The organism is Gordonia sp. JH63, from assembly GCF_009856645.1.
Classification (GTDB): Bacteria; Actinomycetota; Actinomycetes; order Mycobacteriales; family Mycobacteriaceae; genus Gordonia; species Gordonia hongkongensis.
The window spans coordinates 754,481-773,877 of the sequence record NZ_CP047235.1 but is presented as its reverse complement, the minus strand read 5'-3'; the positions used below and the strand labels follow the sequence as shown (position 1 = coordinate 773,877).

Sequence of the window (19,397 nt, the reverse complement as noted above, 5' to 3'; positions counted from 1 at the left end):
TCAGCGCCGGATGAACTCGCCGTTGCTCTCCTCGTCGTCGTAGTACTCGATCGTCATACGCGGGCCGTCGAACGTGACCTGCGAGATCGAGCCCGGTTCGGCGTTCTCGTTGAGCAGATCGAACGTGAACGTGTTGCCGTCCCAGTGAGCGAGTTCGTGTTTGCGGACTCCGCCCGGCCCCATCTCCAGGACGAGCTTCCCGTCGCGTTCGACGATCTCCGCCGGTCCGTACACCGCGTTGGCGTAGGTACCCACATACGACGGCAGTGGTTGCGACGGTGCGGGATTCGACGGCGGTTCCTTGCCGACGAGTTCGCCGCTCGGCACGCTCAGGGGCGCATACGCCTTGGCGTAGAGGTCGCGCCAGTCGTTGCGGATCTCGCCGAACTGCACGAGATCCATGAACTCGGCGGCGATCGAGTCCACCGCACCGAGGGGCGCGGCGTTGGACAGGACGACGATTGCGGTGTCGGCCGACGGCAGGATCGAGAACACCGTGCCGGCGCCCGACGCGAACGCGCCGGCATGGTTGAACTGCGTCCGCGCGTCCTCGGTCACCCCGACGTTGAAGCCGTAGCCGTACGATCCGGCGCGGTTGTCGGGCGTCTGGGGCGGGCTCGACACGATCTGCGGTGAGAGGGCCGGGAGCAGCGCGTCGGGGGCCACGACCTCCTGGCCGTTGTGCTTGCCCTGCGCCAGCACCATCTTCAGCCACGTCGCCATGTCGTTGACGTTCGAGCTCACACCGCCGGCGGGTGACTGCGCATCGGGATCGCGCGGGATCGGGGTCTTGACCCACTTGTCGTCTTCCTTGATGTGCCCCACCGCGCGGTCGGCCCGGCGCTCGAAGTCGACGTAGCGGGAGCTGGTGCTGGTCATGCCCAGCGGACCGTAGATGAGGTCCTGCGACAGCGTCGCCCAGTCCGTCCCGGCCTTCACCGCCACCGCCTCGCCACCGGTCGTCACCCCGAAGTTGGTGTAGGCGTAGCTGATCCGGAACGGGTCGAGCGGCATGAAGCGCATGCGCTGCATGATCTCCTGCTGCGAGTACCCCATGTCCTCCAGTTTGTCGCCCGCGTGGTCCGGCAGACCGGATCGGTGCGAATACATGTCGCCGACGGTCACGGTGCGCGTGACGTACGGTTCGGCGAGCGCGAACCAAGGCAGCGATTCCACGATCGGCATCTCCCACGTCACCGTCTTGTCGGTGACGGCGGCCGCGACCACCGTCGATCCCACCGACTTCGACACCGACGCCAGCTGGAAGACGGTGTTCGGGTCGACGGCCTCACCGGTCGTGATGTCCTTGACGCCGAACCCCTTGGCGTACTTGGTCTCCCCACCGGACACGACCGCCACGGCCACACCCGGGATCTTGGTCGACTCCATCATCGAGTTGACCAGGTCGTCGAGTTGCCCGACCGCCTTGTCGACCGCATCGGCCGGCAGCGGTTCGGCGGCGACGGCATTCGGGTTCTCCAGAGACTCCGATGCAGACGGCGGCGCCCCGGTGCCCGACGACCCGCTGTCGCAAGCCGCGACGAGCGCAACAACGGCGACGACGGAACAGGTGGCCATCGAGAGGCGGGCCCATCTCGACGTCCGCGGGGGTTCATGGCCGGGACAGCGGGCGGGAACGGAATGGGCAGTGGCCATGGGGGTCTCCTCGACGTCGCTGCGTCACGATACCCCGCGCGGACAACCTGTAGTGGGCGTTTTGCCGGCGCCGACACCGTGAGCGCTCCTGCGCGGAGCACGGTCGCGACGGCCGCCCGCGTAGTTTGGACGCCATGACCGAGCACGGCTACGACGCCCCCACGTCCGACACCGACCCGTACCTGTGGCTGGAGGACGTCACCGGCGACGACGCGCTGTCCTGGGTGCGCGCGCACAACGAGCCCACGGTGGCGGCGTTGACGTCGTCGGAACGCTTCCGCGAGTTGGAGGCCGCAACGCTTGCCGCCCTGGACACCGACGACCGCATCCCCTACGCGCGTCGCCGCGGGGAGTACCTGTACAACTTCTGGCGCGACGCGACCAACCCGCGTGGCCTCTGGCGTCGCACGACGTACGACTCCTACGTGACCGACACCCCCGACTGGGATGTCCTCATCGACGTCGACGAACTCGCACGCGCCGAGGACGAGAACTGGGTGTGGGCCGGCGCCTCCGTACTGCGCCCCGAGTACGAGCGCGCGCTGATCTCCCTCTCGCGCGGCGGCGCCGACGCCTCCGTGGTCCGTGAGTTCGACATCCCGTCGCGCACCTGGGTCGCCGACGGCTTCAAGCTGGCGGAGAACAAATCCGACGTCGGGTGGATCGATCGTGACACCGTATATGTCGGAACGGATTTCGGCGTGCAACCGGACGGGCTGAGCTCGCTGACCGATTCCGGTTACCCCCGCATCGTCAAGCGCTGGACGCGCGGCACCCCGCTGTCGGAGGCCGTGACGGTCTTCGCGGGCGAGACCGGGGACGTGTCAGTGCGGGCGAGCTACGACAGCACACCGGGATTCGAACGCCACTTCGTCGGTCGCGCCACCGACTTCTTCAACTCACTCGACTACGAACTGCGCGACGGCCGCCCCGAGTTGCTCGACGTGCCCACCGACGCGCACGCCGGGGTCCGGATGAACTGGCTGCTGGTGCTCACGCGATCGGAGTGGGAGATCGACGGCACCGCGCACGCACCGGGCACACTGCTGGCCTTCGACTACGAGGCCTACCGGGCGGGCGACCGCGACGCGGCCGTGCTCTTCGCGCCCGATGCGCACACGAGCCTCGTCGACTACGCCTACACGCGTTCGCATCTCATCATCGTGAAGCTGCACGACGTGCACACGCGGGTCGAGGTACTCGAACTCGGCACCTGGCAGGCCGTGGACATGCCGGGTCTGCCCGACCTCGCCACGGTCTCGGTCCTCGACACCGATCCCGACGAGAGCGACGAGGTGTTCTGGTCGGCGACGTCGTTCACCGATCCGCCGAGTCTGCTTCACGGCCAGAGCGGCCGGGCTCCGGAGGTCATCAAACACAGCCCCGCGTTCTTCGACTCCGACGCCGTGACCGCCGAGCAGCACTTCGCGACGTCCGACGACGGCACGCAGGTGCCGTACTTCGTGGTGCGTCGGCGCGACGTGTCCCAGGGACCGACGCTGCTCTACGGCTACGGCGGATTCGAGAATGCCCTCACCCCGAGCTATCTCGCGATCGCCGGGCAGAGCTGGATCGAGCGCGGCGGGATCTACGTCATCGCCAACATCCGGGGCGGCGGCGAATACGGCCCGTCGTGGCACACCCAGGCGCAGAAAGCGGGGCGGCACAAGGTGTACGAGGATTTCGCCGCCGTCGCGCGTGCCCTCGTCGACACCGGACTCACCACTGCGTCACAGCTGGGCGCCCAGGGCGGGTCCAACGGCGGGTTGCTCATGGGCGTGATGCTGACGCGCTATCCCGAGCTGTTCGGCGCCCTGGTCTGCCAGGTCCCGCTCATCGACATGAAGCGCTACCACCTCCTGCTGGCCGGGGCGTCGTGGATGGCCGAGTACGGCGACCCCGACGACCCCGAACAGTGGGAGTTCATGAAACCGTTCTCGCCCTATCAGAACGTCGACGCGGACGCGACCTACCCGCCCATCCTGGTCACGACGTCGACCCGCGACGATCGCGTCCACCCCGGTCACGCGCGCAAACTCGTTGCCCGCCTGGAGGAAACCGGTCACGACGTGCAGTACTACGAGAACATCGAGGGCGGCCACGGCGGCGCGGCGGACAACAAGCAGGCCGCGTTCAAATCGGCCCTGGCCTACGAGTTCCTCTGGCGGACACTGTCTCCCGAGGACTGACCGCTCCGGAAGACCACCACTGCCGCCGGCCGGACCGAGCGCTCGCCGACGACCAGCCCGGGACGGAGCAACTCGGCGACGGTGCGGTCCGCGGAGGTGTCGTCGGTCGGATGGACGTCGACCGCCTCCATGGTGCGGGCATCGAAGTCGGTCCCGGCCGGCGGTGCGACGACCGCTCCCCCGCGGCCGACGATGAGGCGTTCCAGTCCGGCGCGCAGCAGCTCGAACGCCGGCCGGTCGGCCTCCGACGCCGAGACCGCGCACGTCGCCGCGTCGGTGTGGAGCGCGAAGAGGTCGACCAGCAGGGCGGTGTCCACGCCGGCCGCGGCGGCCGGGGATCTGGCGGCGTCGACGAGCCGCTCGATCGTCCTGGTCTGCCGCGCAACCATGAGGGCGAGGTCGGACACCTGCTCGCCCAGCTCCGCGAGCCCGTCGGTTCGCCCAGGCGCAGAGCCCTCCGGAGACGTCATTCCGCCAGCGTAATCAACTCCACAGGCCGATCGTCCGGGACCGGCGAGACCGTCTGCGCTGCTAGCATCCCCGATCGTGGGCGTAATCGGGATCGACCTCGGAACCACCAACTCGGCGATGGCGAAGATCGACGCCGACGGCCGCCCGGAGGTGATCGTCGGACTGACCGGCGCACCGACCACCCCGTCGACGGTGTTGCTGACGTCGCCGACGGATCACGTCGTCGGCGAAGGGGCCCGCCGGCAGGCCAGGCTCGACCCGGAGAACGTCTGCAGCCTGGTGAAGCGGCGGATGGGCGATGCCCAGTGGCGTTTCGTCGCGCACGGCCAGACGTGGTCGGCGCCGGCGATCTCGGCACTCATCCTCAAGTCGCTGATCTCCGACGCCGCGTTCGCCGGCGAGCAGGTCGAGCGGGCCGTGATCACGGTGCCCGCCTACTTCGGCGACGAGGAGCGGCGCGCGACGATCCAGGCCGGCACCTATGCCGGCCTCGAGGTCGCGGGGGTCCTGTCCGAGCCGATCGCCGCCGCTCTGTCCTACGGCTTCAGCCGCCTGACCGACCCGCTGGCCAAGGGCACACCCGACGAGACGGTCCTGGTCTACGACCTCGGCGGCGGGACCTTCGATGCGACGGTCATCGAACTCGCCGACCGCCGGATCACCGTGCTCGCCGTCGACGGCGATCACCAGCTCGGCGGTGCCGACTGGGATGAGCGGTTGGCGCTGCACCTCTCGCGCACGTTCTGCGCCGAACACCCCGACGCCGAGGACCCGCTCGACGACTCGGCCGGCTCGCAGTCGCTCATCCTCGCCGCTGAGCGCGCCAAACACGAACTGACCGAGTCGGATTCGACCTCGGTCATCGTCGCCCACGACGGCGCCCGGTCGGTCATCACGCTCACCCGGGCCGAACTCGAGGAACTCACCCGTCCGCTGCTGGCCCGGACCGTCGAACTCACCCGGTCATGCCTGGCCGCCGCCGAACGCCGAGGCGTGTCAGCCGTCGACCGTGTCCTGCTGGTCGGCGGTTCGTCGCGGATGCCGATGGTCGCGCGGGAACTCGCCGCCGCACTGGGCACGACACCGGAACTGAACGACCCCGACCTCGCCGTCGCCCGCGGGGCAGCGATCTACGGCGAGAAGCTGGAGATCGAACGACTCGTCCGCGCCGACCTCACCACCCGCGGACGCCTGCGCGAGGACCGCGGTCTCGACGGCGTCGCACCGGCCGACCTCGACGAGTCCTGCACCCGGGTCGCCCACGCGTTCGCGCTGCCCGTCAGCAGTGTCCGCCGCATGCTCGAGGTCGTCGTGGACACGGTGGTCTCCCGCGGTTTCGGGGTCCTGGCGGTCAACGGCCACAACGGCGAACTCGAGGCCAGCTGGCTGGTCCAGCGGAATTCGACGCTCCCGATCCGGGTGCGACGGTCGTTCGGGACCATGCGACGCGACCAGTCCCGCATCGAGCTGGTCGTGCTGGAACAGCAGGGGCAGTCGGCTTCCCCGAGACCGGAGGACGCCAAGGTCCTCATCGAAGGTGCGATCACCGACATCCCACCCGGATACGACGAGGGCAGCGAGGTGTCGGTGACCTTCGAGATGGCCTTCGACGGCGTCCTGCACGTCACCGCGTTCCACGTCGATGCGCAGATCCCGCTCACGTTATCGGCCAAAACCGGTGCCTCGCTGTCGAAATCGGAGGTCGAGCGGGAACTCGACCAGGTCCACCGCTCCCGGCGCCGCGACCACTGACGGCGTCCGCCGGAGGGGAGAGACCTGATGGAACCGTTCGTCGGCAACGACTATCGCAAACGTGTGCTCGCTGCGGTCGAGAAACGCGGAGGCCCGAGCGAATCGGATTCGTTCGAACTGTATGACCTCCCGATCGAGGAGGCCGAGCGGCTCGACGACGCCGCGGTGGCCGCCCGACTCGACGAGGTGTGGGCCTTCTGGCAGAAGCAACGCGACCACCCGAAGTACCGAATCCTGGTGGCCCGGTTGGTTGCCGAACACGACGAGCGGTCGGCGCCGTTGCGGCACAAGACCGGTCGGATCGCCGAGGCCCGTGCGGTGAGCACCCGACGCGAACTGCGCGATCAGCAGCGATTCGAACTTCTCGACAACGCGATCGCGCGGCTCAACGAGCGCTACGGCGGAATCCCGAGATCCAAGCGCGCCGGGCTGGACGAGATCGGCGCCATGGGCGGCCTCGATCCGGCCGAGATCGCCACCCGACTGCGGCGTCACCGCATCGTCGACGACGCCCCGCCCGCGTCGGCCGAACCCGCGCCGCCGCGGGTGTCCTTGTCGGCGCAGCAACGCGGTCAGATCGCCGACCTGCTCGCCGAGTTCGACCGACTCCGCGACGGCGATCCCACCCCGACGCTCCTGACCCTGCTACACCTCGACACCGACGCCGCCGCCGACCGCGGCGTCATCGAGTCGCGGGCCGTCGCGCTCAACGAACGAGCCCGTGAGCTCGCCGCCGGCCGCTTCCGCGCGGTCCTCGACGAGCTGCTGGTCCACGTACACGACGTCCTGCTCTCCGATCCCGTGCTGGCGCAGGAGTATCGGCAATCGGTCGTCGACGCCGTGACCGACCATCTCCGACCACGGGTCCGAGCCGCGGTCCTGGTCGAGGACGAACTGGGTGCGCAGGACCATGAGTTCCTGCTCGACGAGGCCCGCACCCGCGGACTCGGCACACGCGACGCGCGCACCGTGATCGCCGGACTCGCCGCCGAATTCGGAGCAGCCGTGAGCCCACCGGCCGGCCCCCCGCCGTCGGCCGAGCCACCCACGCCGCCGAAGCGGTTGTGGGAGAACGATCTCCGCGCCGCCCGCGCCGCCTTGCGCGACGGCCTGCCCGTCCGGGCGCGCGCGGCCATCGCCGATGCGCGTGCCGGAGCCGGCGACGATGCCGCGGCGCTCCGGCAGATCGCGGCGGTCGCCGACGAGGTCGAACGGGTCATCGCGCAGGCGGTGGCGGACTCCCGCCGGGCCCGGGATCTCGCGGACGAGATGCGCCACGTCGCGGCGCTCGAACTGCTGGAGGACGTGTTCCGGCGGGCCCGGGACATCGACCGTCTTCCCGACTCGGGCGGGTCGCTCCAGGCCCGCCTCGAGGCGTCGCGGGACATCGTCGCCCAGGCGGGCGAGATCGCGCGGTCGGCATCCGTGAGCAACCCGGCAAGCCTCACCGCCGCTGCCGAGATGCGACGTCGGATCACCGATCACGAAGGCCTCAACTCGGCGGCGACGGTGCTGACCGTGGAGCCGCCGCGCAACGTCCGGTTCGTCGCCGAGAGTGGTGCGATCACCGTCTCCTGGGATCCGTCCGCGACGGAGTCGGTGACCTACCGCGTCGTGCGCATCGGGTTCGACGGGTCGACCCGGACGCTCGGCCGCACCGCGGGGACCGAACTCTCCGACGGCAGTCGGCCCGACCCGGTGCCGCCGGTGTACGAGGTCACCGCCGTGCTGGCCGGAAACCAGTCCGCCCCCGCCCGCTCCGACGCCGCCCCCGCGCCGGCCGCCCCCGCCTCGGCGACCACAGCGCCGCAGCCGCCGGCGACCCCCCATCCCGACGAGCCGCCGCCGATCACCGCGGTCCGCGTCGACGTCGACACCGTGCGCTTCGAGTGGCCGGCCGGTGTCACCGAAGCGATGGTGGTCATTCGGGCGGATGCCGCTCCGGAACACCCCGCCGACCCGGCGGCGGTCGCGTCGAAGATCACCAACACCCGGTACCAGATCGTCGACGGCTACCCGATCCCCGCGAACGTCCCACGTCCCTGCCATGTCGCCGTGGCCAGCTGCCGCCGGAATCCGCAGGGGCGGCTCGACGTCGCATCGAGTTTCGGTCCGTCCGCGCGGGCTCACGCCCCGGCAACGGACACCGGCCGTTGACGTTGGTCCACTACGCTGGGCGCCAACACCTGCGGCGAGTGTGTGTTCGCCGTCCGATCACCGCACCCGACGACGATGTCACCACGACGAGATGAGGAACCGAGATGGGGATCGACTACACGAAGCGTCCGAAGGCCCAGCCGCCGCAGCCGCCCGCCCAGCCCCCGGCCGCTCCCGCGGGTTACGGCCAGCAACCGCCCACCCCCGCGGGCTACGGTCAGCAGCCGCCCGCGCCGCCGGTCTCGCTGTCGAAGATCACCCTCACGAAGTCGGCGCCGAGCATCTCGCTGAGCAAGCAGGGTGCGACCTCCGGTCAGGTGCGTGTCAATCTGAGCTGGACGTCGAACTCCAAGGGCGGCGGTCTCTTCCGTAAGGCGCAGGGTATCGACCTCGACCTCGCCTGCCTGTGGGAGTTCACCGACGGGAGCAAGGGCATCGTGCAGGCCCTGGGCAACTCGTTCCGGGCGCCCCGTGACGGACAGCCGATCATCTATCTCGACGGCGACGACCGGTCGGGCTCCGGCGGCGAGAACATGTACATCGACCTCTCCGCGACCGACCGGATCCGGCGGATCCTGATCTTCGCCTACATCTACGAGGGCACCCCGAACTGGGCCGGCGCCAACGGCGTCGTCACCCTGTTCCCGGCCAACGGCCCGGAGATCGAGGTCCGGCTCGACGAAGCGGATCAGTCGGCGCTCTCGTGCGCGATCGCCTTGTTCGAGAACCGTGGTGGCGAGCTGGTTCTCAACCGCGAGGTGCGCTACATCCGCGGGGCACAGGACAAGGTCGACGAGGCGTACGGCTGGGGCATGAACTGGCGCGGAGCGCGCAAGTAGTGGCCGACTCCACGACGTCCGACCGGTTGGCCAGCTTTGTCGCCGGTCTGGCCGATGGCTCCCTGCGAGTCATCGACCTGACGACCCCGCTCAGTGCGGCGACGCCCGCGCTGCGACTGCCCGCCCCGTTCGCGAACCTGATCGACTTCAGACTCGAAGAGGTGAGCGCCTACAACGAGCCGGGACCGTACTGGCGGCACAACAACATTCACACCGGCGAGCACATCGGCACCCATCTCGACGCACCGATCCACTGGATCAGCGGACGCGACGGGGACGACGTCTCGCAGATCCCGGTGCAACGGCTGATCGGCCCGGCGGCCGTCCTCGACCTGACCGATGAGGTCGCCGACGACCCGGATCATCTCCTGAGCGTCGCCGAGGTCGAGGCCTGGGAGACCGAACACGGTCGCCTCACCGCCGGCACCTGGTTGCTGTTGCGGACCGGCTGGGAGTCGCGGGGCGGCTCCGAAGCCGAGTTCCTCAACGCCGACGACACCGGGTCGCACACCCCCGGGGTGTCGGTGGAGTGCGCGCAGTGGCTGGCCACCGAGCGCGAGATCACCGGCCTCGGCGTCGAGACCGTCGGCGTCGACGCAGGTCTCGCGGGCGGTTTCGATCCCGCGTTCCCGGTGCACTACCACTTCCTGGGCAACGACAAGTACGGGCTGACCTCGCTGCGCAACCTCGGCTCGCTCCCGCCGACCGGCGCGGTGATCGTCGTGAGTCCGTTGCCGATCGTCGGCGGCACGGGCAGTCCGTCGCGCGTGCTGGCGATCGTCGAGAGTTGATGGCGGCACCCGGCCGCTACGGTCCGACGGTCGCCGACGTGGCGGGCCGCGTTCTCGCCGATCTCGGCGTCGGCCATGCCTTCGGTGTGGTCGGCAGCGGAAACTTCGTGCTGACCAACGCCCTTCGGGCCGGCGGTGTCCCGTTCACGGCCGCCCGCCATGAGGGCGGCGCGGCCAGCATGGCCGACGCCTATGCCCGGATGTCGGGACGGGTGGGCGTGCTGTCGGTCCATCAGGGCTGTGGGCTCACCAACGCGATGACCGGCATCGCCGAGTCCGCCAAGAGCCGTGCGCCGATGATCGTGCTCACCGCCGATGCACCCGCGTCGGCGTTACGGTCGAACTTCCGGATCGACCAGGAGGCCCTCGCCGCGAGCGTCGGCGCCGTGAACGACCGTGTCTACGGGCCGACCACGGTGGTGGCGGATGTGATCCGCGCCTTCCGCACCGCGGTGACGCAGCGCCGGACCGTCGTGCTCCATGTCGCCGTCGACATCGCCGCCGCCGCAGCGGATTTCGAAGGACCTGTCGAGCTCTCCGCCGAACCGCCACGGCCGCGGCCCGAAGCCCGGTCGGCCACTCGCCTGGCCGAGTTGCTCCGTGCCGCCCGGCGTCCCGTGTTCGTCGCGGGCCGAGGGGCGCGCTCCGCCGGTCCCGAAATCGCGGCCCTGGCCGAGGCCGCCGGTGCGCTGGTGGCGACGTCGGCGGTCGCGAACGGCCTGTTCGCGGGAAACCCGTTCTCGTTGGGCATCTCCGGCGGCTTCTCCTCCCCCACCACCGCCGAGCTGATCGCCGACGCCGACCTCATCGTCGGATGGGGTTGCGCCCTGAACATGTGGACGATGCGGCACGGCCGACTCATCGGCACGGACACGACCGTGGTGCAGGTCGACGTCGACATCGACGCCATCGGCGCGCATCGCCCGATCGACCTCGGAGTCGTCGGCGACTGCGGCGCGACGGCGACGGATGTGCACACGATCCTCGCGGCCGATGGCGGCACCACCGGTTATCGCACCGAGGAAGTCAGGGAACGGATCTCGGTGTCATCGAGGTGGCAGGACGTCCCCGTCACCGGCGAGGTGACCGCCGGCCGGGTCGATCCGAGGGCACTGACGATCGCGCTCGACGAGATCTTGCCCGCCGACCGCGTCGTCTCCATCGACTCCGGCAACTTCATGGGTTATCCGTCGACGCATCTGTCCGTGCCAGACGAGTTCGGCTTCTGTTTCACTCAGGCCTTCCAGTCGATCGGGCTGGGCCTCGGGACGGCCATCGGCGCGGCGTTCGCGCGACCGGACAGGGTCCCGGTCCTCGGCACCGGCGACGGCGGATTCCTCATGGCCATAGCCGAATTGGAGACCGCCGTACGTCTGGCACTGCCGCTGGTCGTGATCGTCTACAACGACTCCGCCTACGGGGCCGAAGTGCACCACTTCGGCGACGCCGACATGACGACGGTGACGTTCCCCGAGGTCGACATCGCCGCGATCGCCCGTGGACACGGCGCGACGGGCGTGACGGTCACCGGCCTCGACGACCTCGACGAGGTACGGGACTGGGTCGCCTCGCTCTCTTCACCCCAACCGTCGGGTCCCCTCGTCATCGACGCCAAGATCACCGACGACGGCGGCGCCTGGTGGCTCGCGGAGGCCTTTGCCGGGCACTGACCCCGCCGGGATCGCCTCACACTGTGGAGTTGTCAAAGGTCGTGTGGCGTCGGGGTGTCGACGCCGGAGGGTCTGGTCTGCGCGGGGCCGGCAGCTATACGAGAGCGTCGTCGAGTCGCATGGTGCGCCGGTTGTAGGCGGGTCGGGGTAGGCGCCGCGGGTCGATGTCGGCGGGTGGGATGAGCCATGGGTGCCGGTCGGGCCCCATCACGACCTGCCAGCCGTGGTGATGGACCTGGGTATGACAGCGTTGACAAAGCAGGCACCCGTTGTCCAGATCGGTGGGGCCGCCATCGGCCCAGTGGACCAGATGGTGAACTTGCGTATGCGATGCTGGCGCACCGCATTTCACACAACACCGATCGCGCACGATGATCGCCTGCCGCAGGTGGTGCGGGAACAGTCGTTTCGTGGTGCCCATTTGTAGCGGCACCCCTTCGTCGTCGAGGACGATCTCGGCGACCCCGCCGTCACACGACAAACGCCGTGTCGTCGATTCTGACACCGCACCCATCCACGGCAGGCGTGCCGGGTCAACCCCATCGGCAGGAATGGTCACCAGCAGTTGGGTGCGTGGTGCTCCGGCGGTGGTCATCGCCGCGCCGATCGCGGCTTGATCCAACAGCAACTCCAGCGCATCGGCGCGTCGCTCGGCCGCACCTCGACGATCGGCAGCGCCGTCGGGTTCGGGACGCGGACAGGACCGTTCGTCGATCATGGACACGAACTTCTCTCCGATCACCGCGGTCACATCTCCGGCGATCGCGACCCGACCCTCCTCGGTGATGTGGGTGTGCACGGTGTTCAGCGATGCGTCATCGGCAGCCGGCACGGTGCTGGGGTCGGTGGCGGCGACCCGCTGGGCGATCCCGCGGGCGTGGTCGTCGATCTGGGCGGGGGTGGCGCCGGAGAATGCCTGCGCGAGCAACTCGCTCTCATATCCGCTGCGCTCGTCGTCGGACAGCGTTGTGGCAGAAAGTTTGTCGATGAGCGCTAGCCCGCGGATCACCGCGTCGACACACTCGGCAGACAGATAGCCCTCGGCAGCACAGTCGGCGACCTTCGGCACCGACTCCAGCCCGTCGGCGATCCGCACATAGCGGTGCGCGGCCGCGGGTGGCATGCCCATCTCGATCAGTGCGTTCCGTGTGGTCGACCCCGCCCGCGCTGCCGTACCCGTGGCGTCGAAAAGTGCTGTATGTACGGCGATCTGGTGATCGAGCACGTTGCTCAGCATCCGCAGCTCGTCGAGCCGCTCGTGCAGAGCACGGCCACTGCCGTCGTCGGGTGGTGACGGCAGTGAGATGAGGGTGTCGCGGAGCTCGGTGATCGAGGGCATGACACCAAGCTACTCGCAATCACGTTCGACGACGAGACTTCTCCACAGGCCTCATAGTCATCGAATCCTGTTGCACCGCAGTCTCTGTCACTCAGGCCTCAGCGGTGAACGGTGGTGAACTGTGGTGAACAAAAACCCCACCAGTCACATAGCGTCAGCGTCTACGACCCAACAACCACCGTGGTAGAGCTCAGACGAACTGCTTCAGCGAGCCGGCCCGACCTCGCACTGCATCCGGCTCCGACCGATGAACTCGAACTCGACGGATGCACTTCGATCGAAGTCCATCGGTCGAGTTGAGGTCCATCAGTCGGGGGTGCTCGGCGGACCCTGCGTGACACGCCCTCCGCAAGCTCCGGGCACTCCTCAGGGAACGGGCGTGACGCACACTCCGGGCAATCCTCAGTATCCGAGGCCTGGCGACCCGTCGTGGAGACGAAAGAACTCTGCTCCCTGAGGAGGCCGGAGCCTGCGGAGGCCGTCTCGAAGGGTCCTGGCGAGATGCGTCGCCAACCCTTCGAGGCTCGTCGCTATCGCTCCTCGCACCTCAGGGAGCAGAGGGAAGGCATCGCCTGCGCTCCTCGCACCGCAGGGAGCAGAGGGAAGGCATCGCCTGCGCTCTCGCACCTCAGGGACCAATGGTCATGTCGTTCTTTCGGATCAGGGGGCAGGGTTGACGCACCCTCCCTCAGCGCCGCCCGATGATCAGCCGTCCCAGGATCCCGACGGCGAACATCGCGACGCCCACGCCGCCGACGATCAGTGCGACCCGGGTGACGTCGTCGTAGGCGCCGTCGATGATGAGCTCGGCGACCTGGCGGCCCGAGCGCTCTGCGCCGGCCACCTCCTGCTTGGCGCGGTCGGCGAAGAACAGGCCCATGGCCCAGGTCGAGACGCCGGCTGCAAGCACGCCGAGCCCGAGCCACGCGAAGACGGTTCCGCGTCGTCGGGCGATCAGCAGCGCGAGCACGGCTGCGATCACGGCCACCGCCGCCGAGCCCCAGGCGAGCAGCGTGATCTGGCTACCCACCTCCGCGTACCGGCCCGCCTCGAGGCCCGAGGAGCCGTTGGTCAACTCGACGACCACCGGCCCCTGGATCGCGTTGCCACCGGTCAGGTTCAGGGAGCGGTTGATCATGTTCGTGATGTCGAGTTGCATCACCGAGGTGTCCGAACCGGGCGCCGGCTCCTCGAACAGGAACGCGTGCTGCTGGCCGACGACATCGGCGAAGTCCTGCTGGAACTGTTCACTCTCGGTGTAGCGGCCCGCCAGCGGCCGCACCAGGACGCCGGCGATCGGCAGGTCTGTCCGCGCGGTCGCCTGCGCGGCGATCTCATCTGCGAGGTAGTCCTTGACCTGCTGGTTCTCGGCCATCGGCGCGACCGTGGCGACGAACCCCGCCTGGTCGACGATGCGTTGATCCAGCCAGAAAGACGGTACGGCGAGAACGGTCGCCGCGATCGCGACTAGTGTCAACAGGGCACTCAGGAAGCTACGCACAGCCACGAGGCTACCGAGCCGGGGAACTACTCCCCGATCACATCCGCGGCGCGGCCGACGATCAGCGGGTCGGGTGTGCCCACGAAGGACTCGTTCTTGCCGTCGTAGTCGAAGAGACTCAGCACGTGACGCATGGCGTTGATGCGCGCCCGCTTCTTGTCGTTGGACTTCACCACCGTCCAGGGTGCGTGGTCGGTGTCGGTGGTGGCGAACATCGCCTCTTTCGCCTCGGTGTAGGCATCCCACTTGTCCAGCGACGCCAGGTCCATGGGCGACAGCTTCCACTGGCGCACCGGGTCGATCTGACGGATCGCGAACCGGGTCCGCTGCTCGAGCGGGGTGACCGAGAACCAGAACTTGACCAGGTTGATCCCGTCGTCGACGAGCATCTTCTCGAACGCCGGGACCTGGGCGACGAACTGCGTGTACTGCTGCGGACTGCAGAACCCCATGACCCGTTCGACGCCGGCGCGGTTGTACCAGGAGCGATCGAAGAACACCATCTCCCCGCCGGCGGGCAGGTGCTGCACATACCGCTGGAAGTACCACTCGGTGGCCTCGCGTTCGCTGGGCTTCTCCAGGGCGATCGTGCGTGCGCCGCGCGGGTTGAGGTGCTCGTTGAATCGTTTGATGGTGCCGCCCTTGCCCGCCGCGTCTCGGCCCTCGAAGACCAGCAGATGCCGCTGCCCGGTCTGCTTGGACCACTTCTGCAGCTTCAGCAGTTCGATCTGCAGCCGCCGCTTGGTGACCTCGTACTCGCGGCGGCTCATGCGCTCCTCGTACGGGTAGTCCTCGCGCCAGGTGTCGACGACATTCCGCTCGGGCAGGGTCAGCAGGACCGGGTCGTCGTCATCGTCGTCGTTGACCGTGAAGTGCGTGGTGTCGTGGAGGTCGACGAGTTGCTGAAGTGCTTCGCGGCCGTTGAGCACGCTGAAGTCGGGGCCGATCTGGGTCTCGGGATCGTGGAGGTCGGTCACTCCACAACGATAGGTCGAAGCGGCGAACGACGCCCGACGCTCCGGTGAACTACCGTCGCGCCGGGCGTGTTCTGTCTCTCAGGTGTCGTGAGGTGGAGCCGCTCAGTTCCGCAGGTCGATCGAACCGGCGTGCAGACATGCCTTACCCGTGCTGGTGTCGAACGCGGTCGCGAAACCGCCACTGCAGCGGGCACCTTCGGGACCGGCGTAGGCCTCGCCGCCCCAGCCGCCGATCGCCACCGTCGTACCACCGCGACGCGCCTGGGCGACGGACAGTGCGCTCGGGCCGGTCGTGACCGAGTAGGCGTTGCCCCGGCTGTTGGCGCCGGCGAGCGCCGTCGAACCGGGCTGCAGGTTGTAGGCCGCGGCGTTGCCGCCGTTGTCCGAGACCGAGACCGCGGTGCCGCGACCGCTGTATTCATCGGCACTCGCGCGACTGCCGACTCCGGCCTTGGCGCCGCAACCGCTGCGCCCCTCGACACGCTCGACCTGATGACCGTTCGACACCGAGCAACGCGTGTCCGCCGCGGCGACCCCTTCGCCCGACAACCCGGCGAAACCAACACATCCGGCGAGCCCCGCCGCCAGGACCAGGCCGCGAACGGCAAACTTCTTGATTCTCAACTGCTTTGGCCTCCATAGCTCGGGCGCCCGGTAAGGAACGCCCTCAGCGTACAGGGGCCGGCGCCGTGGAGGAGACGATCGACTCGTCACGTCCCGGTCACGATCGTCCTCAGGCCGCCGCGCGCTTCTCCACTTCCGCGGTGAGTCCCTTGCGCGCGGTGTCCACGGCCATCTTCTGGGCGCGTTTCACGATGAGTCCGGGCAGCTTGATCTTCAGCTCGACGGCCAGGTCGAAGCGGACATGGGCACCCTTGTCGGATTCGGTGACGGTGTACTTGCCGTGCTGCTCGCTCAACTGATTCGACTCGATGAGGTGCCATTCGCACGAGTTCTCGGTCCAGTCATAGGTGCAGGTCTGCTCGTCGGAGATACCCGCGGCGGTGACGACCATCCGCACCTTCTGCGGCGTGCCGTCGTCGTAGCTGGACAGGATCTCGGCTTCCTTGTGCGGGCCCGACCAGTCCGGTAGGGACTCGATGTCCATGAGCACTTCCATCACCACCGAGACCGGGGCGGCGACGTCGAATTCGATGTTCGCTGAGACAGCCATGCGCTGAACCTACCGCGCGCCCGTTCCGCCTATGCAACGAACTGTCGAGGCTGTGTCGAGCCGCGACGGAGTCGCCCTGGATTGCCGCGACGGAGTCGCCCTGGATCGAACCGTTCAGCTCTCGCGGTCGACCAGGTTGACCGGCCACGCCTCGTCCGGGATGTCGCGCAACGAGCACGCCTGGTCGACGGCGGTGAACCAGCCGCGGAAGTGCATGATCTCGCCGATGAGGGGGTTGCGGACGGTCGCGTCGCAGCGGAATCGATCCCGTTTCTCGTCCCAGCCCTCGATGTACTTCATCTGAGCGGTGAACAGCCCCTTCATCCCGACCTTGGGTCCGCGTCCGAGCCAGCGCATCGGTCCGCTCTCGAGCAACAGTTCGCCGGATCGCGTCACCGACGGTTCGATCGGATACAGGAACTCGGGGCCGTCGCCGAAGTAGTCGACCAGGCCCGTGCGCCCGGCCACCAGCAGGGAGTTCAGCTTGCGCGGGCCGGTCGTGTACTGGAAATTCCGCAGCACCGCGAGCGACTCGCGCCCCAGCTCGTCGGAGTAGCAGTAGTAACCCTGGGTGAACGGCACCATGCGACTGGTCTTCGAGGGCAGCGCATTGCGCTTGGCGTAATGCCACAGGGCGGGCGGCGGCAGCGCCGACGACACGTAGACCGACTCGTAGATACCGCTACAGACTTGCGCGACACCGGAAGTCGAGTCGATGCCGTAGCGCCATGCGACGTTGGGATGCAGACGGTCGAAGTCCGAACCCAGCGCATGCCGGAAGACCGGCGTCATGGCGCAACCTCCCCGAGCTCACCCACCGATTCGAGCCCGCCCCGACGATGAACGGATGCAGGCCAGACGCCACCACGGCGGTGACGACATGGTGAACCTACTAACGGAGCACACCTGTGTCCAACGTCTCGCCCCGGATCAGACCCGATCGACGGCCGCGTCGCAGAGGCTCGCCAGTTCGGCGATGACGCGATCGAGGGGTTCGACGCTGCGCCGCGTCTGGCACAGTCCGACCGCTCCCTCGACCGCCGCGATGATGAGGTTGGCCAGTGAGTCGGCACGGTCGCTGTCGACGCCGTCGACCACCAGCCGCGCGGTGACCAGGTCGGCCCAGCGCTGCAGGATCTCGGCGGATGCGTCCGCCACCGCGGGTTCGCTGCGGCGGGCGAGTCCGCCGGCCAGCACGGGGCAGCCGAACTGGAAGTCGGTGTTGACCAGTAGTCGCCGCCACACCCCGCCGATCTCGCGCACCGTGTCGGCCGGGGTCATCGTGGTCGGACGCCCGATGCGTTCGGCGATGAACTCACCGGCGTACCGGACGGCTTCGGTCATCAGTTGGGTCTTACCGCCGGGGAAATGGTGGTAGATCGATCCCCGTGGTGCGGAACTCGCCGAGATCACGTCGCCGATGGAGGTGGCGGCGACCCCGTCGCGGCCGATCAGATCGGCCGCGTGCACGACCATGCGTTCGCGGGGGCCGCGGTCGTCCGCGCCGGTGATCACGGACTCGGCGGGATGTGACGCCATGCAGCAACAACTCCTATGCCGACCCTCATACAACCGATGTCGTGGCCAGCATACATAGCATCGGCCGAGGTCATCCCGTATGCGGCGCAGCCTTTCCGATATGCAGACCTTCATAACCACGGCGGAGTATGCAACCATGCATAGTCATGACGACCACGACTGACGCACCCACCGACCCCACCACCATGTCCGGACTCGAGCTGCTGCGAGCCTGGCAGGCGGGCGGCGCGGGCTCCGACCGTCCGAGCATCGGCCGCCTCCTGGGCATGGTGCCCAAGCAGATCGACGAGGGCGCGGTCACCTTCGCCGTGACCCCGCAGCCCGACTTCGCCAACCCCCTCGGCACCGTTCACGGCGGCATCTGCGCCACGCTGCTGGACTCGGTGATGGGGTGCGCCGTCCACACCACGCTGCCCGCCGGGGTCGGCTACACGACGCTGGAGCTGAAGGTGAACTACATCCGCTCGGTCGCCGTGGACGCCGGGGAGCTGACCGGCGTGGGTACCGTCATCCACGCCGGCCGCACCACCGCGACCGCCGAGGGCAAGGTGTTCTCCGCCGAGGGCAAGCTCGTCGCCCACGGGACCACCACCTGCATCGTGTTCCGGTAGCCGGATCCAAGTCCGGCTGCATCAGCTGGCGAAGAGCCGAGGCGACATCTGTGCATGTCGCATGCCGAACAGCTCGAGCGCGAAGCTGCTGGAGCTCAGGGCGTCGAGCGGAGCCCGCTCGACGTCGGCGGCAAGGTCGACGAGAGCGGGTGTCGCCGCGACCAGTGCACGCTGTGCGCCCAGCGAACCGAGCCTGCCGAGACGTACGCACGCGCTGAACGCGGATGCCATCGACGAACGCAGCGTCCCCAGGGCCGCGGTGCGCCGGTCGATCCCGAGTCCCGCCTGGACTACGGCTTCGACGACGGCCAGATTGCCCGGTGCATTCGCCGACGACACCGCGCGAAGGTAATCCGCGCGAGCACAGTCCGGCACTCCGCAGATCATCCCGACACGAGCTGCGGTGTCGGCGAGCTGACGCCCCGGCTTGAGCGACGCGTCTCGCGCGTTCTCCGAAGTCTTGTAGCTGAGCAACTCCCGATCGAGGCCCGTGAGCATCGCGAGATCGTCACTCGCCCAAGCGTGGACACCGACAACCGCATCGAGTGTCGCGACCGAGGTCGCCACGTAATCCACGACGAGCTCGACGATCTGATCGGGCCCGGCGTCGGGAAACGCACGCAGCCAGCTCTCGATGCCGTTGCTGTGGACCAGACGGCCCGCGGGAAAAGCGCTGTCGTGCAGGTTCAGCCAGCCGACGGCCGCCGCGAAGGAATCGGGCACAGAGCAAT

17 protein-coding genes are annotated in these 19,397 nt (G+C 68.6%); 7 read left to right on the top strand and 10 right to left on the bottom strand.

Annotation, left to right across the window (positions count from 1 at the left end):
• Positions 1–1,578, bottom strand: coding sequence for a serine hydrolase (locus GR168_RS03485; protein ID WP_065630142.1), 1,578 nt, complete (start codon positions 1,576–1,578; stop codon positions 1–3).
• A gap of 212 nt (positions 1,579–1,790) precedes the next feature.
• Here GR168_RS03485 and GR168_RS03480 point away from each other — a divergent pair, with 212 nt between their 5' ends.
• Positions 1,791–3,845 carry a prolyl oligopeptidase family serine peptidase gene (locus tag GR168_RS03480; protein WP_159370034.1) on the top strand — a complete coding sequence of 685 codons (2,055 nt, stop codon included), beginning with the start codon at positions 1,791–1,793 and terminating at the stop codon, positions 3,843–3,845.
• Here GR168_RS03480 and grpE read toward each other — a convergent pair.
• On the bottom strand, positions 3,806–4,315 hold the full coding sequence (gene grpE / locus GR168_RS03475; protein ID WP_065630140.1) for a nucleotide exchange factor GrpE: 510 nt from the start codon (positions 4,313–4,315) through the stop codon (positions 3,806–3,808). The genes GR168_RS03480 and grpE overlap by 40 nt on opposite strands.
• A gap of 76 nt (positions 4,316–4,391) precedes the next feature.
• Here grpE and GR168_RS03470 point away from each other — a divergent pair, with 76 nt between their 5' ends.
• From GR168_RS03470 to GR168_RS03450, 5 genes are all read left to right on the top strand, one after another.
• A complete protein-coding gene (locus GR168_RS03470) occupies positions 4,392–6,068 on the top strand; it encodes an Hsp70 family protein (RefSeq protein WP_159370033.1) in 1,677 nt (558 codons plus the stop codon).
• 27 nt (positions 6,069–6,095) lie between these two features.
• Positions 6,096–8,225, top strand: coding sequence for an Ig-like domain repeat protein (locus tag GR168_RS03465; RefSeq protein ID WP_159370032.1), 2,130 nt, complete (start codon positions 6,096–6,098; stop codon positions 8,223–8,225).
• Between the two features lie 104 nt (positions 8,226–8,329).
• Positions 8,330–9,064 carry a tellurium resistance protein gene (locus GR168_RS03460; RefSeq protein WP_078111705.1) on the top strand — a complete coding sequence of 245 codons (735 nt, stop codon included), beginning with the start codon at positions 8,330–8,332 and terminating at the stop codon, positions 9,062–9,064.
• Positions 9,064–9,855: a cyclase family protein gene (locus tag GR168_RS03455; protein WP_238995010.1), complete on the top strand. Its 792-nt coding sequence runs from the start codon at positions 9,064–9,066 to the stop codon at positions 9,853–9,855. Before GR168_RS03460 ends, GR168_RS03455 begins: the two co-directional genes overlap by 1 nt.
• Positions 9,855–11,525, top strand: a complete 1,671-nt coding sequence (locus GR168_RS03450; protein ID WP_137811070.1) for a thiamine pyrophosphate-binding protein — start codon at positions 9,855–9,857, stop codon at positions 11,523–11,525. Before GR168_RS03455 ends, GR168_RS03450 begins: the two co-directional genes overlap by 1 nt.
• A 94-nt stretch (positions 11,526–11,619) precedes the next feature.
• Here GR168_RS03450 and GR168_RS03445 read toward each other — a convergent pair whose 3' ends face one another.
• The 7 genes from GR168_RS03445 to GR168_RS03415 all read right to left on the bottom strand — a co-directional run bounded on the left by GR168_RS03445 (position 11,620) and on the right by GR168_RS03415 (position 18,055).
• On the bottom strand, positions 11,620–12,864 hold the full coding sequence (locus tag GR168_RS03445) for an HNH endonuclease signature motif containing protein (RefSeq protein WP_159370031.1): 1,245 nt from the start codon (positions 12,862–12,864) through the stop codon (positions 11,620–11,622).
• A 688-nt stretch (positions 12,865–13,552) separates the two neighbouring features.
• Entirely contained in the window at positions 13,553–14,365 is an 813-nt protein-coding gene (locus GR168_RS03440; protein WP_058251298.1) for a hypothetical protein, read from the bottom strand.
• Between the two features lie 26 nt (positions 14,366–14,391).
• Positions 14,392–15,342, bottom strand: coding sequence for a polyphosphate kinase 2 (gene ppk2 / locus GR168_RS03435; RefSeq protein WP_058251299.1), 951 nt, complete (start codon positions 15,340–15,342; stop codon positions 14,392–14,394).
• A gap of 102 nt (positions 15,343–15,444) precedes the next feature.
• On the bottom strand, positions 15,445–15,966 hold the full coding sequence (locus tag GR168_RS03430; RefSeq protein ID WP_058251300.1) for a DUF6764 family protein: 522 nt from the start codon (positions 15,964–15,966) through the stop codon (positions 15,445–15,447).
• A gap of 109 nt (positions 15,967–16,075) precedes the next feature.
• Positions 16,076–16,516: an SRPBCC family protein gene (locus GR168_RS03425; protein ID WP_058251301.1), complete on the bottom strand. Its 441-nt coding sequence runs from the start codon at positions 16,514–16,516 to the stop codon at positions 16,076–16,078.
• Positions 16,517–16,630: 114 nt separating this feature from the next.
• A complete protein-coding gene (locus GR168_RS03420; RefSeq protein WP_065630135.1) occupies positions 16,631–17,308 on the bottom strand; it encodes a DUF4166 domain-containing protein in 678 nt (225 codons plus the stop codon).
• A 138-nt stretch (positions 17,309–17,446) separates the two neighbouring features.
• Complete coding sequence (locus GR168_RS03415) at positions 17,447–18,055, bottom strand: TetR/AcrR family transcriptional regulator (RefSeq protein ID WP_058251303.1); 609 nt, start codon at positions 18,053–18,055, stop codon at positions 17,447–17,449.
• A 128-nt stretch (positions 18,056–18,183) separates the two neighbouring features.
• Here GR168_RS03415 and GR168_RS03410 point away from each other — a divergent pair, with 128 nt between their 5' ends.
• Positions 18,184–18,666: a PaaI family thioesterase gene (locus GR168_RS03410; RefSeq protein WP_068971300.1), complete on the top strand. Its 483-nt coding sequence runs from the start codon at positions 18,184–18,186 to the stop codon at positions 18,664–18,666.
• A gap of 21 nt (positions 18,667–18,687) precedes the next feature.
• On the opposite strand, the gene GR168_RS03405 is transcribed toward GR168_RS03410, so the two are convergent.
• Positions 18,688–19,389 carry an urease accessory UreF family protein gene (locus tag GR168_RS03405; protein WP_238995009.1) on the bottom strand — a complete coding sequence of 234 codons (702 nt, stop codon included), beginning with the start codon at positions 19,387–19,389 and terminating at the stop codon, positions 18,688–18,690.
• Between the last annotated feature and the right edge of the window lie 8 nt (positions 19,390–19,397).

Coding starts and splice junctions, on each gene's coding strand:
- GR168_RS03485 (WP_065630142.1), bottom strand. CDS start 1,578: ATGGCCACCTGTTCCGTCGTCGCCGTTGTTGCGCTCGTCGCGGCTTGC.
- GR168_RS03480 (WP_159370034.1), top strand. CDS start 1,791: ATGACCGAGCACGGCTACGACGCCCCCACGTCCGACACCGACCCGTAC.
- grpE (WP_065630140.1), bottom strand. CDS start 4,315: ATGACGTCTCCGGAGGGCTCTGCGCCTGGGCGAACCGACGGGCTCGCG.
- GR168_RS03465 (WP_159370032.1), top strand. CDS start 6,096: ATGGAACCGTTCGTCGGCAACGACTATCGCAAACGTGTGCTCGCTGCG.
- GR168_RS03460 (WP_078111705.1), top strand. CDS start 8,330: ATGGGGATCGACTACACGAAGCGTCCGAAGGCCCAGCCGCCGCAGCCG.
- GR168_RS03450 (WP_137811070.1), top strand. CDS start 9,855: ATGGCGGCACCCGGCCGCTACGGTCCGACGGTCGCCGACGTGGCGGGC.
- GR168_RS03445 (WP_159370031.1), bottom strand. CDS start 12,864: ATGCCCTCGATCACCGAGCTCCGCGACACCCTCATCTCACTGCCGTCA.
- GR168_RS03425 (WP_058251301.1), bottom strand. CDS start 16,516: ATGGCTGTCTCAGCGAACATCGAATTCGACGTCGCCGCCCCGGTCTCG.
- GR168_RS03420 (WP_065630135.1), bottom strand. CDS start 17,308: ATGACGCCGGTCTTCCGGCATGCGCTGGGTTCGGACTTCGACCGTCTG.
- GR168_RS03415 (WP_058251303.1), bottom strand. CDS start 18,055: ATGGCGTCACATCCCGCCGAGTCCGTGATCACCGGCGCGGACGACCGC.
- GR168_RS03410 (WP_068971300.1), top strand. CDS start 18,184: ATGCAACCATGCATAGTCATGACGACCACGACTGACGCACCCACCGAC.